Annotated in this window: 13 protein-coding genes; 7 read left to right on the top strand and 6 right to left on the bottom strand. The window is 65.2% G+C overall.

Annotated features, from left to right (window positions below):
- Positions 1 to 120: 120 nt before the first annotated feature.
- Positions 121 to 1,686: a glutamine-hydrolyzing GMP synthase gene (gene guaA, locus QO033_RS21885; RefSeq protein ID WP_284483031.1), complete on the bottom strand. Its 1,566-nt coding sequence runs from the start codon at positions 1,684 to 1,686 to the stop codon at positions 121 to 123.
- Between the two features lie 244 nt (positions 1,687 to 1,930).
- Between guaA and QO033_RS21880 the strand changes: the two genes are divergently transcribed.
- Entirely contained in the window at positions 1,931 to 3,475 is a 1,545-nt protein-coding gene (locus QO033_RS21880; RefSeq protein WP_284483030.1) for a trimethylamine methyltransferase family protein, read from the top strand.
- A 41-nt stretch (positions 3,476 to 3,516) separates the two neighbouring features.
- Here the strand turns inward: QO033_RS21880 and QO033_RS21875 are convergent, their stop codons facing one another.
- A complete protein-coding gene (locus QO033_RS21875) occupies positions 3,517 to 3,843 on the bottom strand; it encodes a DUF6477 family protein (protein WP_284483029.1) in 327 nt (108 codons plus the stop codon).
- Positions 3,844 to 4,079: 236 nt separating this feature from the next.
- On the opposite strand from QO033_RS21875, the gene QO033_RS21870 reads away from it, so the two are divergent.
- Positions 4,080 to 5,195, top strand: a complete 1,116-nt coding sequence (locus tag QO033_RS21870; RefSeq protein WP_284483028.1) for a DUF6456 domain-containing protein — start codon at positions 4,080 to 4,082, stop codon at positions 5,193 to 5,195.
- A gap of 8 nt (positions 5,196 to 5,203) precedes the next feature.
- Here the strand turns inward: QO033_RS21870 and QO033_RS21865 are convergent, their stop codons facing one another.
- Both QO033_RS21865 and QO033_RS21860 read right to left on the bottom strand, forming a co-directional pair.
- Positions 5,204 to 5,410: a hypothetical protein gene (locus QO033_RS21865; RefSeq protein ID WP_284483027.1), complete on the bottom strand. Its 207-nt coding sequence runs from the start codon at positions 5,408 to 5,410 to the stop codon at positions 5,204 to 5,206.
- 184 nt (positions 5,411 to 5,594) lie between these two features.
- Positions 5,595 to 6,143, bottom strand: a complete 549-nt coding sequence (locus QO033_RS21860; protein ID WP_284483026.1) for a peroxiredoxin — start codon at positions 6,141 to 6,143, stop codon at positions 5,595 to 5,597.
- 282 nt (positions 6,144 to 6,425) lie between these two features.
- On the opposite strand from QO033_RS21860, the gene lipA reads away from it, so the two are divergent.
- The 5 genes from lipA to QO033_RS21835 all read left to right on the top strand — a co-directional run bounded on the left by lipA (position 6,426) and on the right by QO033_RS21835 (position 12,224).
- Positions 6,426 to 7,379 (top strand): lipoyl synthase, encoded by a 954-nt coding sequence (gene lipA / locus QO033_RS21855; protein ID WP_284483025.1) that lies wholly within the window; start codon positions 6,426 to 6,428, stop codon positions 7,377 to 7,379.
- Between the two features lie 178 nt (positions 7,380 to 7,557).
- Positions 7,558 to 8,043: a (2Fe-2S)-binding protein gene (locus QO033_RS21850; RefSeq protein ID WP_284483024.1), complete on the top strand. Its 486-nt coding sequence runs from the start codon at positions 7,558 to 7,560 to the stop codon at positions 8,041 to 8,043.
- A gap of 114 nt (positions 8,044 to 8,157) precedes the next feature.
- Positions 8,158 to 10,521 carry a xanthine dehydrogenase family protein molybdopterin-binding subunit gene (locus QO033_RS21845; protein WP_284483023.1) on the top strand — a complete coding sequence of 788 codons (2,364 nt, stop codon included), beginning with the start codon at positions 8,158 to 8,160 and terminating at the stop codon, positions 10,519 to 10,521.
- A 118-nt stretch (positions 10,522 to 10,639) separates the two neighbouring features.
- Positions 10,640 to 11,431: an FAD binding domain-containing protein gene (locus QO033_RS21840; RefSeq protein ID WP_284483022.1), complete on the top strand. Its 792-nt coding sequence runs from the start codon at positions 10,640 to 10,642 to the stop codon at positions 11,429 to 11,431.
- 430 nt (positions 11,432 to 11,861) lie between these two features.
- Entirely contained in the window at positions 11,862 to 12,224 is a 363-nt protein-coding gene (locus QO033_RS21835) for a phasin family protein (protein WP_284483021.1), read from the top strand.
- Between the two features lie 108 nt (positions 12,225 to 12,332).
- Here QO033_RS21835 and infC read toward each other — a convergent pair whose 3' ends face one another.
- Complete coding sequence (gene infC, locus QO033_RS21830; protein ID WP_456107299.1) at positions 12,333 to 12,830, bottom strand: translation initiation factor IF-3; 498 nt, start codon at positions 12,828 to 12,830, stop codon at positions 12,333 to 12,335.
- A gap of 117 nt (positions 12,831 to 12,947) precedes the next feature.
- Positions 12,948 to 14,144, bottom strand: a complete 1,197-nt coding sequence (locus tag QO033_RS21825; RefSeq protein ID WP_284483020.1) for an MFS transporter — start codon at positions 14,142 to 14,144, stop codon at positions 12,948 to 12,950.
- Between the last annotated feature and the right edge of the window lie 151 nt (positions 14,145 to 14,295).

Genomic DNA, 14,295 nt, shown 5'->3' with positions numbered 1-14,295 from the left:
GTCAAGGCGATTTGCGCGAAACGCGCCGTCTCAGGGCCCGTTTCAGTTCGTGTATCGCATCGGGTTTTTGATGTAAGTTACTGAAATGAAAAGCCCCGGCGCAGGGCCGGGGCGATGTGATCACTCCAGTTCGATGGTCCCGGGCGGTTTCGAGGTGCAATCGTAGAACACCCGGTTCACGCCCTTCACCTCGTTGATGATCCGGGTCGAGGTCTCGCCCAGGAATTCGTGGCTGAAGGGATAGTAATCCGCCGTCATGCCGTCGACCGAGGTCACCGCGCGCAGTGCCAGGGCGTAATCATAGGTGCGCCCGTCGCCCATCACGCCGACGGTGCGCATCGGCAGGATGGCGGCGAAGGCCTGCCAGATCTCGTCGTAAAGATCGTGCTTGCGGATCTGGTCGATATAGACCGCATCCGCCTTGCGCAGGATCTCCAACTTGTCGCGGGTGATCTCGCCGGGGCAGCGGATCGCCAGCCCCGGTCCCGGGAAGGGATGGCGGCCGATGAAGCTGGCGGGCAGGCCCAGATCGCGACCCAGCGCACGGACCTCGTCCTTGAACAGCTCGCGCAGCGGTTCGACCAGTTTCAGCCCCATCTTCTCAGGAAGGCCGCCGACGTTGTGGTGCGACTTGATCGTCACCGAGGGCCCGCCAGAGAAGGAAACGCTTTCGATCACATCCGGATAAAGCGTGCCCTGGGCCAGGAATTCGGCGCCTTCGATCTGGTCGGCGTATTTCTGGAACACGTCGATGAACAGGCGGCCGATGATCTTGCGCTTGGTCTCGGGGTCGGAAACGCCCTCGAGCTCACCCAGGAACAGGTCCTGCTCCTGCGCGTGGATCACGCTCAGGTTCATGTGGTCGCGGAACATGCCGACGACTTCCTCGGCCTCGTTCAGACGCAGCAGGCCGTGGTCGACGAAGACGCAGGTCAGGTTCTCGCCGATCGCCTCGTGGATCAGCGCGGCGGCGACCGAACTGTCGACCCCGCCGGAGAGCGCGCAGATCACCTTGGCGTCGCCCACCTGTTCGCGGATGGATTTCACCATCTCGTCACGATAGGCCGACATCGTCCAGTCGCCGGTGAAACCCGCCAGCCGCACGAAGTTCTCGTAAAGCGTCGGGCCGTTCGGGGTGTGGTGAACCTCCGGGTGGAACTGCACCGCGAAGAAATTGCGCGACAGATCGGCGGTGATGGCGAAGGGCGCGCCGGGCGAGGTGCCGTAGACCTCGAAGCCCGGGGCCAGCTTGCTCACGTGATCGCCATGGCTCATCCAGACCTGTTCGCGGTCTTCCAGGAACCAGCCGGCCAGCAGCTCGATCCGCTCGGCGCCGGGGGTGACATAGGCGCGGCCGAATTCCGCGGTGTGGCTTTCGCCGGCTTCGACGGTGCCGCCCAGATCCTGCATCATGACCTGCTGGCCATAGCAGATCCCGAGGATCGGCACGCCGAGGTCATAGACCGATTTCGGCGGCCGCGGCGATCCTTCGCGCACGACCGAATCCGGCCCGCCGGAGAAGATCACGGCCTTGGGCGCAAAGGTCTGCAGAAACGTGTCGGTCACGTTCTGATAGGGGTGGATTTCGCAATAGACATTCAACTCGCGCAGGCGGCGCGCGATGAGCTGCGTCACCTGGCTGCCGAAGTCGATGATGAGGAGGCGGTCATGCGATGTCTGGGTCATGTCTGGCCCATAGAGATTGCCCGCGCGGCTGGCAAGAGGGCAGATGCGCCGCACCGGCGCGGGAGGTGGAAATCTTCCCCGGTGGGCCCACGCGCGGCGCCCGGCGCGGGACCCCCGGGGCGAAATCGGTCCTAGCGGCGGGTTTATGTCGCTTTTCACCGCCACAGGCCGCAATCCTTCTCTGAAGTCCACCGGCGGCAGGGTAGATAGAGAGATGAAGAGACGCCTAGGGTGAGGATTTGACATGGCCGAAGCAGCAGCACGGCGGCGGGGTCGGGGAGGCGGCGGTGCCGCGCGGCGGGCCGAGCGCACCGCGATCCGGATCGAGACCGCGAAATACATCGAGCGCAACATCCCGAATTTCGAGATCCTGACCGAAGAGGCGCTGGAGATCATCGAAACCAACGCGGAAACCGTGCTGGAAGAGATCGGGGTGAATTTCGTCAACAACCCCGGCGCGTTGGCGCTGTGGCGCGACGCCGGCGCCGATGTCGAGGGCGAGCGGGTGCGTATCCCGCGCGGGCTGGCGCGCAAGCTGTGCGAAACCGCGCCTTCCAGCTATGTCCAGCACGCCCGCAATCCCGATAAGAACGTGGTGATCGGCGGCAAGACGCTGGTTTGCGCCCCGGTCTACGGTCCGCCCTTCGTGCGCGATGCCGCCGGCGGCCGGCGCTATGCGACGATGGAGGATTTCCGCAATTTCGTGAAGCTCGGCTATATGTCGAAGTACCTGCATCACTCCGGCGGCACCGTCTGCGAGCCGACCGATGTGCCGGTGAACAAGCGTCACATGGACATGCTGCTGGCGCATATGACGCTCAGCGACAAACCCTTCATGGGCTCGGTCACCGAACCCAGCCGGGCGCAGGACAGCGTCGAGATGTGCGAAATCCTCTTTGGCAAGGACTTCGTGCAGGACAACACGGTGATGACCTCGCTGATCAACATCAACTCGCCGATGACCTTCGACGATGTGATGATGGGGGCGCTGGAGGTCTACGCCCGCAACAATCAGGCCTGCATCGTCTCGCCCTTCATCGTCGGCGGCGCCATGGCGCCGGTCTCGGTGGCGGGGACGCTGACGCAGGTTCTGGCCGAGGTTCTGGCCGGCATCGCCTACAGTCAGCTGGTGCGCCCGGGCGCGCCGGTGATCTTCGGCGCCTTCGTCACCTCGATCGACATGAACTCGGGCGCGCCGACCTTCGGCACCCCGGAGGCGAGCCAGATTCTCTATGGTGCCGGGCAACTGGCGCGGCGGCTGAACCTGCCGTTCCGCTCCGGCGGCGGGCTCTGCGGCTCCAAGCTGCCGGATGCGCAGGCGGCCTATGAAACCGCCCACACCCTGAACGCGGCGCTGTTGGGCGGGGTGAACTTCATGCTGCACGCCTGTGGCTGGCTCGAAGGCGGGCTGGTGTCCTCTTACGAGAAATTCGTGATGGACGCCGATCAGCTCGGCGTGCTGCACAAGATGGCCGAAGGGGTGCCGGTGGATGTCAACGCCCAGGCGCTCGATGCCATTGCCGAGGTCGGCCCGGGCGGCCACTATCTGGGCTGTGCCCATACCCAGGCCAATTTCAAGACCGCGTTCTGGCGTACCGAGCTTCTCGATTACAAACCCTTCGAGACCTGGGAAGAAGAAGGTGCGCGCGACACCCAGGCGCTGGCCTCCGCCCGGGTGGCACATCTGCTGAACAGCTATCAGCAGCCGGCGCTGGACCCGGGCATCGCCCAGGCGCTGCAGGAGTATGTCGAGCGCAAGAAAGCCTCGATGCCCGACGCCTTCATGTAAGGCATCTCGGAGTTACCAATCTTTCGACGGGCGGTGCCGGATCAGACCGGTGCCGCCCGTTTGCATGTCGTGGGCGCCACCGCCTCGGGCGGGGTCTGCAGCAGCTCAGCCTCACCGATCAGCGCGATCAGCACGTCGAGATGGCGCACCAGCGAATAGCCGGCGTCGCCGGCGCGGCGCTGGCTGTCGTATTCGTCTTCGATCTCCAGAAGACGCAGCAACGCCGGTGCGGTCGCAGGCAGCTGGCCATAGCCCAGAAGACGCGGCAAATGCGCGCCGCGGCGATAGTCGCGGGCGCCGATCCGGGCGGCGCGCAGCAGCAGGCGGGGGCGCCGCCTGGCGGCCAGCAGGCTGTGGATATCTTTCATCGGCTGTCCTTTTCACGAAGGCAATGATCCTCCGTTGTAAACAACCAAAACGTGTGTTGCGGCCTGGCCCGGTTTTGCGCGCGCAGGGTTTATGATTGTTTATCAAAACGAAACAAAGATTAACGCACAGGTGGATTTTCGCCACTTTGTAACTTAACCTGCCGGGGCTGTGGATAAACCTCGGGGTAATTTCTGGATATCCGAGGCGGACAGTGAGACCCAACGACGGCGACAAGATGACTGGAAATCCTGTCCCGACCGTGCCGCCCTGGGTGCCGGAACCGGCGCGGCGCTATCTGTTTCACACCGTTGCCGGCCATCCGATCCGGGAGCTGGCGCGCCGCTCCGGCTGTCATGCCTCGACCGTGCTGCGCCAGATCCGCCGGATTGAAATGCGCCGCGACGATCCGCTGGTGGATGCGGCGCTGTCGACCTTGGCCAAGGCGCATTTCCCGACTGCGCATCCGCCAAAGAAGGAGCCTGCTGCCATGCCGATGACCCTGTCGTCCGAACCTGTTTCGCCGCCGCAGATGCCGGAAGCCGCCGCGCTGGAGCGCGAGGCGCGCCGGGTGCTGTCCTGCCTCAGCGAGGCGGGGGCGGTTCTGGCAGTGGCCGAGCAGATGGAAAAGGCCGTGGTGGTCCGGGGCGAGGGCGCGCGCACCGCGGTGGTCGACACGCCGATCGCGCAGATGATGGCACTGAAGGACTGGATCGCCTGCGCCACGCCGGGCCGCATCAGCCGCTATCACATCACCGGTGCGGGCCGGGCAGAGCTGCGCCGGCTGCTGGCGGAGGAGGAGAACCGGGCGCGCTATGACAAGGACAGCGGCCTGTCCGAGATGCAGGCGCCCTATGGCGGCAGCGACGATCCGGACAGTGCCACCGCCCGCCGCCGGCGGCGCAGCCGCTACAGCCGGGGCGAAAGTCCGCTGGCGCTGCTGGCCCGGCGCAAGGATCGCGACGGGCTGCCGTTTCTGGACGATGGTCTGGTGCGCGCCGGTGAGCGGCTGCGCGAGGATTTCGAACTGGCGCAGCTGGGACCGCGGGTAGGCCAGAGTTGGGACCGGTTCCTGACCGGGCCGGCCGGCCGCGCCGGCGCCCGCCCGGGCGGTGATCCGGTCCCGGCGCGCGGCGGTCAGGCCTGGGACCGGGTGGCGCGGGCGCTGGCCGATCTCGGCCCCGGGCTCAGCGATGTGGCGCTGCGCTGCTGCTGCTATCTCGAGGGGCTGGAAGAGGCGGAGCGGCGCATGGGCTGGTCTGCACGGTCGGGCAAGATCGTGCTGAGGATCGCGCTACAGCGCCTGAAGGCGCATTACGACCGCCAGGCCGAGGGCAACAGCCTGATCGGCTGAGTGCTGTCCTAGCGCCGACCGGGCAGATCCTCGGCCCCGAACCGGATCCCCCGGGCGGCAAGCCAGTCGGCGAAACGGGCGATCTTGTCGTCGAGCGAACAGGTGCCGGTCTGGCAGGCCGGATCGCGACCGTAGGCCTCGCGCAACTGCAGTTGCCGCTCGGCGGAGAGACCGGACCAGGGGATCGGGTCGGTCGTCGGGGGCAGATCGGACATCGGGCAGCTTTCGAAGCGGAGGGGCCGGCTTGGCCGCCCCATGATTACATTCTGAATGTAATATATATTCGACATGGCCCCGGAAACCAGCCTGCGCATCCCGGCAAAGGAACCACCCGGCAAACGAAAACGGGCCCGCATGTCTGCGAGCCCGCGGGGTTCGGTCAGGACGGATCGAAACCGATCAGGCGGCGGCGCCTTTGGCGGCTTCGACCAGATAGTCTTTCAGGGTCTCGGGCGAGGAGACGCCATAGGGATCGTCCGGGCAGTTGTCCATCAGGCCGGGCTCTTCGAACCAGGCTTCGATGACGCCGTCCTTGACGATGGCGGCATAGCGCCAGGACCGCATGCCGAAGCCCAGGTTGTCCTTGTCGACCAGCATGCCCATCTTGCGGGTGAACTCGCCGGAGCCATCGGGGATGACCTTGACGTTTTCCAGCTTCTGGTTCTCGGCCCATTTGTTCATGACGAAGCTGTCGTTGACCGACATGCAGTAGATTTCGTCGATGCCCAGGTCCTTGAACTCGCCATAGCCTTTTTCGAAGCCCGGCAGCTGGTAGGTGGAGCAGGTGGGGGTGAAGGCGCCCGGCAGCGAGAAGAGGATCACGCGCTTGCCTGCGAAATAGTCCGAGGTGGTCTTGTCTTCCCAGCGGAACGGGTTCGGGCCGCCGACGGCCTCGTCGCGCACGCGGGTGTGGAAGGTGACGTCAGGCAGTTTGACTCCGACTTTCATCTCATTCTCCTCAAGCATCTTCAGGGGATCGGTTTCTCTTGCGGGTTAAAATAATTCTAAAGGGTCTTCAACTGCTGAATTGCTGCATGTGCAATATGGCTTTCTATTTCATCAAGTCCTGAGGAAGACGGGGGATTTCTGGGCACTCCGTGCATTGTTCTCGCGGTTGCGGCATCGCCTGGCGCATGGCGGATATGCGCGGGTGGCGGTTTCCCGACGGGAAGGTTATGGTAGGGCACCTGAAGTGATCATTCCCGAACTCCGGCCAAAGGCCCCAAGCCCATGCGCGATCTGAAGATTCCCGAACAACGTCACCCCGAAAAGGCGCATCGCCCCGACAATGCCCAGCCCAAGAAACCGGCCTGGATCCGGGTCAAGGCGCCGGGCGGCAAGGGCTATGCCGATACCCACAAGATCATGCGGGAACACGGGCTGGTCACCGTCTGCGAAGAGGCGGGCTGCCCCAACGTCGGCGAATGCTGGAACCAGGGTCACGCCACCATGATGATCATGGGCGAGATCTGTACCCGCGGCTGCACCTTCTGCAACATCGCCACCGGTCGCCCCGATACGCTCGACGCCTTCGAGCCCGGCCGCGTTGCCCATGCGGTGGAAAAACTGGGGCTGAACCATGTGGTGATCACCTCGGTGGACCGCGACGATCTGGAGGACGGCGGGGCGGAGCATTTCGCCCAGACCATCCGCGCGGTGCGCCATCGCTCGCCCGGCACCACGATCGAGATCCTGACGCCGGATTTCCTGAAGTGCGATCCGTCGGTTCTGGAGGTGGTGGTCGAGGCGCGGCCCGACGTCTTCAACCACAATCTCGAAACGGTGCCCGGTCTTTATACCGAGGTCCGGCCCGGCGCCCGCTATTTCCATTCGCTGCGCCTGCTGCAGCGGGTCAAGGAACTCGATCCGTCGATCTTCACCAAGTCCGGGCTGATGGTGGGTCTTGGCGAACAGGCCGCCGAGGTGCGCCAGGTGATGGACGACATGCGCGCGGCGGATGTCGATTTCCTGACCATCGGCCAGTACCTGCAGCCGACACCGAAACACCATGGCGTCGACCGCTTTGTGACACCGGAGGAATTCGCCGCCTATGAGAAAGCCGCCTTCGGCAAGGGCTTCCTGATGGTCTCTGCGACGCCGCTGACCCGGTCCTCCTATCATGCCGGCGACGATTTCGCCCGGCTGCGTGCGGCGCGGGAGGCGAAGCTGGCCCAGCAGGGCTGAGCCGGGCCCCATCCCCATCCCAACGGATCGCCGGCTCCCGGGCCGGCGTTTTGCTGTCCGGTGGCCGCCACCGGGTTGCGCGACGGGTTTCTCACCGCTCCAGGAGATTTCAGTTCTCAAGAGGCAAAGGCCGTGTTTAACTCGGGGCCTAGGCACAGATATCCTGAGGGAGGTACCCATGACACAGGTCTCGATGACCGTGAACGGCCAGCCTGCGACCGGCGAGGTGGAGGGCCGGACACTGCTGGTGTCGTTCCTGCGCGACCAGATCGGACTGACCGGCACCCATGTCGGTTGCGATACCAGCCAGTGCGGCGCCTGCGTCGTCCATGTGGATGGCAAGGCGGTGAAATCCTGCACCATGCTGGCGCTTGAGGCCGATGGCGCCGAGGTTTCGACCATCGAAGGCCAGGCCAATGCCGATGGCACGCTCAATGTCATCCAGCAGGCGTTCCAGGATCACCACGGGCTGCAATGCGGTTTCTGCACCCCCGGCATGGTGATGAGCGCGGCGGCATTGCTGAAGGAAAACCCGAAGCCGACGGAAGACGAGATCCGCCATTATCTCGAGGGCAATATCTGCCGCTGCACCGGCTATCACAACATCGTCAAGGCGATCATGGCGGCCAGCGGTCAGGATGTGGCGGTGCTCGCCGCTGAGTAAGACGCGACGATCAAGACGGACCCGACATAGACCGCCCGTCGCCGATCAGCGCCCTGGAGGAGGGGCCGAGGCGGCATCGCGGCGGTTGGCAGATTTCTTTGGGAGGAGAAAGACATGCCGAAAGACCACGGAATCGGCGCCAGCACCAAGCGGCGTGAAGACGTCCGCTTTCTGACCGGAGCTGGACGCTATACCGACGATATCAATCTGCGCGGTCAGGCCTATGTGCATTTCCTGCGCTCGGACATGGCCCATGGCCGTATCACATCCATCGACACAGCTGCCGCCGCCGGCATGCCCGGGGTGATCCGCATCTTCACGGGTGCGGATTTCGAAGGTATCGGCGGCCTGCCCTGCGGCTGGCAGGTGACCGACAAACACGGCCAGCCGATGCAGGAGCCGGCGCATCCGGTGCTGGCCCAGGGCAAGGTGCGCCATGTCGGCGACCCGATCGCCGCCGTCGTCGCCGAGACCCGGGAACAGGCGCGCGATGCCGCCGAGGCGATCGAGGTTGAGATCGAGGAACTGCCCGCCGTTATCGACATGAAGGCCGCGGTGCAGGAGGGTGCGCCGAAAGTGCATGACGATCTGACCTCGAACCTCTGCTACGACTGGGGCTTCGTCGAGGAGAACAAGGCGGCGGTGGAGGAGGCGTTCCAGAAGGCCGCCCATGTCACCACGCTGGAGCTGGTCAACAACCGGCTGGTCGCCAACCCGATGGAGCCGCGGGTGGCGGTGGGCGATTACGACCGGGCGGGCGATGAAAGCACGCTCTACACCACCAGCCAGAACCCGCATGTGATCCGGCTGCTGATGGGCGCCTTCGTGCTGGGGATCCCGGAACACAAGCTGCGCGTGGTGGCCCCGGATGTCGGCGGCGGCTTCGGTACCAAGATCTTCCACTATGCCGAGGAAGCCTTCTGCACCTTTGCCGCCAAGGCGATCAACCGGCCGGTGAAATGGACCGCCAGCCGGTCGGAGGCCTTCATCTCGGACGCCCATGGCCGCGATCATGTCACCACCATCCAGCTGGCGCTGGACGCGGAGAACAACTTCACCGCGCTGCGGACCGAGACCTATGCGAACATGGGCGCCTATCTCTCGACCTTCGCGCCCTCGGTCCCGACCTGGCTGCATGGCACGCTGATGGCGGGGAACTACAAGACGCCGCTGATCTATGTGAACGTCAAGGCGGTCTTCACCAATACGGTGCCGGTGGATGCCTATCGCGGGGCCGGCCGGCCGGAGGCGACCTTCCAGCTGGAACGGGTGATCGACAAGGCCGCCATGGAATTGGGCGTCGATCCGATTGCCCTGCGCCGGCAGAACTTTATCACCGAGTTTCCCTATGCCACGCCGGTGGCGGTGGAATATGATACCGGCGACTATCACGCGACGATGGACAAGCTGGTGGAGATGGCCGATCTGGACGGGTTCGCCGCGCGGCGGGCCGAGAGCGAGGCGCGTGGCAAGCTGCGGGGGCTCGGCGTCAATTGCTATATCGAGGCCTGCGGCATCGCACCCTCGAACCTGGTGGGGCAGCTGGGCGCGCGGGCCGGGCTCTATGAAAGCGCCACGGTGCGGGTCAATGCCACCGGCGGTTTGGTGGTGATGACCGGCAGCCACAGCCACGGGCAGGGGCATGAGACTTCCTTCCCGCAGGTGATCGCCGAAATGATCGGCATCGACGAGAGCATGGTCGAGATCGTGCATGGCGATACCTCCAAGGTGCCGATGGGCATGGGCACTTACGGATCGCGGTCGATCGCGGTCGGCGGTTCGGCCATGGTGCGGGCCACCGAGAAGATCATCAAGAAGGCCAAGACCATCGCCGCCCATCTGATGGAGGCCGCCGAGGCCGATATCGAACTGAAGGACGGCCAGTTCAGCGTGGCGGGCACCGACAAATCGGTGGCCTGGGGGGATGTCTGTCTCGCCGCCTATGTGCCGCACAATTACCCTCTGGACGAGATCGAACCGGGGCTGGAGGAGACCGCGTTCTACGACCCCTCCAACTTCACCTATCCCTCCGGCGCTTATGCCTGCGAGGTGGAGGTCGATCCCGACACCGGCAAGGTCACCGTCGAACGCTTCGCGGCGGCGGATGATTTCGGCAATATCATCAACCCGATGATCGTCACCGGCCAGGTCCATGGCGGGCTGGCGCAGGGGATCGGCCAGGCCCTGCTGGAAGGCGCGGTCTATGACGAGAACGGCCAGCTGCTCAGCGCCTCCTACATGGATTATGCCATGCCGCGGGCCACGGATGTGCCGTTCTACCAGGTTGATCATTCCTGCCAGACGCCCTGTACCCACAACCCCCTGGGGGTAAAGGGCTGCGGCGAGGCCGGCGCCATCGGGTCGCCGCCGGCGGTGGTCAACGCGGTGGTGGATGCGCTGCGCTCCGGCGGCAGCGGGATCACCCATATCGACATGCCGCTGAGCCCGGCGCGGGTCTGGGCGGCGCTGCAGGGATGACCGGAGGGTTGACGCAACGACCTTGGACGGGACCGGGGGGCTTCCCCCGGACCCCCGGAGTATTTGGACAGAGAAGAAGGGGGGCGGAGGCCTCCCGGACCTTCTGAAGGAGAGCGAGATGTATGAATTCGACTTCGTGAAACCCACGACCCTGGCCGATGCCATCGCCGCCCTGGGCGCGGAAGAGGCGCAGGCCCTGGGCGGGGGGCAGACATTGATCCCGACGCTGAAGCAGCGGCTGGCGGCGCCGGCGGTTCTGGTCAGCCTGACTGGCATCGGCGAGATGCAGGGGATCGAGCTGGGGGAGGGGCAGATCACCATCGGCGGCGCCACCCCGCATGCGGCGGTCGCGGCCGAGGTGGCGGCGGCCTATCCGGCGCTGGCGGCGCTGGCGGGCAATATCGGCGATCCCGCGGTGCGCAATCGCGGCACCATCGGCGGCAGCCTCGCAAATAATGACCCTTCGGCTTGTTATCCGGCGGCGGCGCTGGCGTCGGGGGCGACCATCGTCACCAGCAACCGCGAGATCGCGGCGGACGATTACTTCGAAGGCATGTTCACCACCGCGCTGGAGGATGGCGAGCTCATCACCGCCGTGCGGTTCCCCGTGCCGGAGGCAGCCAGCTATCAGAAGTTCGAGCAGCCGGCCTCGCGCTTTGCCCTGGTGGGGGTCTTCGTGGCGAAATACCCGGAGGGCGTGCGGGTCGCGGTCACCGGTGCGGCAGAAGACGGGGTATTCCGCTGGAGCGAGGCTGAGGTGGCGCTGTCGGCGGACTTCAGCCCGGCGGCGCTGGAGGGGATCGATTGCCCGGCCGAGGGGATGATCGCCGATCTGCATGGCACTGCGGCCTATCGGGCCCATCTGGTCAAGGTGATGACGCGCCGCGCGGTGATGGCCGCCGCCGGCTGACAGGCCGGGCCCGGCCGGGTTGACGCAGATCAATCGGGCCGGGCTGCGACAGTGCTACAATAAACCTGCGGGGTGTGCTGCGGCTTAAAGCTGCGCGCGGCCTCGTGGGATGGGCAGGCTCCCTTCGCGAGGCGGAGGGCGAGCCCGGTGCGGAGCCGATGCAAGGCGGGACCGTGGGGATGGTCGCCTTTTCAGACAGCTCCGCACCGGCACCGCGCCAAGACATGCGCCGTGGTGGTTTTACTGGGTGGTGGTTTTACTGGCGCAGGCGTGTGAAATGCGCGCAGGTTTCCCGTTTTCCGGGAAAGCGCATTTCCTTCACCCGGGCGCTGTGCAACTATCGCCGCGCGCGCGACGAGGAGACTCCCCCGACCGGTCCCGAACCCGTGCAACGGATCCGGGGGGTCGTTTGACCGAAAGGATGAAAACGATGACTTCCGACAAGAAACATGAAGCGGTCATGAACGATGCCGCTCAGGCGATGAACGACGTGATGTCGCAATATCAGAAGATGGGTCTGAACGCGCTGACTCTGATGGGCGGCGATTGGGTCGAGAAGCTGAGCGACATGGGCGCCGAGATGCTGGAGTTCTATACCCAGCGGATCAAGGAGGACGTGGAGTTGCAGCACAAGCTGCTGCATTGCCGCGATCTGAGCGAGATGCAGCAGGTGCAGGGTGAATTCCTGCAGCGCGCCCTGAACCGCTATACCGAAGAAACCGGCAAGATCGTGGAAATGGGCACGGCCTTCTGGCTGGGGGGCATGGGCGCCGCCGGCAAGACCGGGAAATAACCGGCCCGAAAGCGACCCAGACATGCAAAAGCCCCCGCATGGGCGGGGGCCGGAGGTGCGATCCACAGGGAAGCCTGGCGCCGGTGACGGCGCCGGGCGTCCTGCAGGTTATTTCTGCGGCAGCGGCCCGATCATCATGATCATCTGGCGGCCTTCCATTTTCGGCATGTTCTCGATCTTGCCGATTTCCTTGACGTCTTCGGCGACGCGTTCCAGCAGGTCGCGGCCCAGGTTCTGGTGCGCCATCTCGCGGCCGCGGAAGCGCAGGGTCACCTTCACCTTGTCGCCGTTCTCAAGGAACTTCACGACATTGCGCATCTTGACGTCATAGTCATGCGTATCGGTGTTGGGCCGGAATTTGACTTCCTTGACCTCGATGATCTTCTGCTTCTTGCGGGCTTCGCTTTCGCGTTTCTGCTGTTCGTACTTGAACTTGCCGAAGTCCATGATCTTGCAGACGGGCGGCGTGGCATTGGGAGAGATCTCGACCAGATCCAACCCAGCCTCCTGGGCCATGGCCAATCCCCGCGCCGGCGCGACGACGCCGACGTTTTCGCCTTCGGCTCCGATCAGACGGATTTCAGGCGCACGGATTTTTTCATTGATGCGGGGGCCAGTGTCGCGCGTCGGGGGCGCATTATGGGGTCTGCGGGCTATGGTTTTGTTCCTTCGGTTATTTTCACAAGAATCCGTGCGGCAAGGTAAACTTGGCAGGCCCGTGATTCAAGCGGCAATTGAGCTTGGCGCGGCGGGGTCGGATCGCGGACCGCGCCAGCCGCCCGCCATCAGCAGCACCGCCAGCGCGGCGCAGACGCAGGCGCCGCCGCCCAGTCCGAGCGCCCAGAGCCCGCTGCGTTCGATGAGGGCGCCGCCAATGGCGGAACCCGCCGCCGCGCCCAGATAGACGGCGCCGGCGTTCAGCGCCAGCAGCACATTGGCGTTCTGCGGCGAGGCGATGATCAGCCGCACCTGCTGCGCCGGCATGAAGGACCAGCCGAAGAGCGACCACAGCACCGGCAATGCCATCACCGCGAAGACGGGCAGCGGCAGGGTCGAGAACATCGGCGTGACCGCCATCTGCGCCAGGCACAGCAGCACCAGCGTCTGCTGCGCGCCGATCCGGTCGGTCAGCTTGCCGCCCATCAGCGATCCGGCGACGGCGCCCAGTCCGGACAGGGTCAGCACCGCGGTGATGCCGTTGCGGGCGAAGCCCATGGTCTCGCTCAGCAGCGGGGCGAGATAGGTGAAGACCACGTAGCTGCCGGAAAGGAAGAGGGTGGTGAAGCTGACCGCCAGCATCAGCCGCCAGTTGCCGACCACCCGCATCAGGTCCGGCAGGCCGACCGGCGCGAAATGCAATCCCGCAGGCACCCGGACCCAGATCAGCACGGCACAGGGGACCGCCAGCGCCACCACCAGGGCGAAGGCGATGCGCCAGCCGAAGGTATAGGCCAGAAAGCTGCCCAGTGGCACGCCGATCACCTGGCTGAGGCTGAAGCCGAGAAAGACCATGGACAGCGCCGCGCCCTGTTTGCCGGGCGGGCTGAGGCCGGCGGCCACGGCGGCGGCGACCGGTGTGACCATGCCGGCGCTGAGCGCGGAGAGTACCCGCGCGGCGAAGAGGACGGGCGCGGTGGGCGCCAGCGCAGAGATCAGCGCCGCCAGCGCGAAAAGCCCGGTGGCGACGGCCAGGATGCGGCGCCGTCCGATCCGGCCGGTCGCCGAGACCAGAAGCGGTGAGCTGATTGCATAGACCCCGGCGTAGACCACCATCAGGTTGCCGGCCTCGGACGGGCTGAGCCCGAAGGTCTCTGCCATCGGGTTGAGAATGCCGATGACGACAAAGGCGCCGAGGCCGATCACGAAATTGGCGGCCGACAGAATGGGCACCACGGCCGGGGTGGGGCTGTGCCTTGTCATGATGATCTCCTCCCATGCGCGGGCAGATCGCACCACGCCGGACAGGAGTAGCCCGGAAAAACGGCAGCAACCAAGAATTAGTTGCTGCCGTCATGTAATTTCACGATGTGACCTAAGGTCAGGCCGGGGCGCGCAGCGCGACTGGGGCGCC

This window comes from Pseudodonghicola flavimaris (assembly GCF_030164425.1).
GTDB classification, from domain to species: domain Bacteria; phylum Pseudomonadota; class Alphaproteobacteria; order Rhodobacterales; family Rhodobacteraceae; genus Pseudodonghicola; species Pseudodonghicola flavimaris.
The sequence above is the reverse complement of the archived record's forward strand: the minus strand, read 5'-3'. Positions and strand labels throughout refer to the sequence as shown.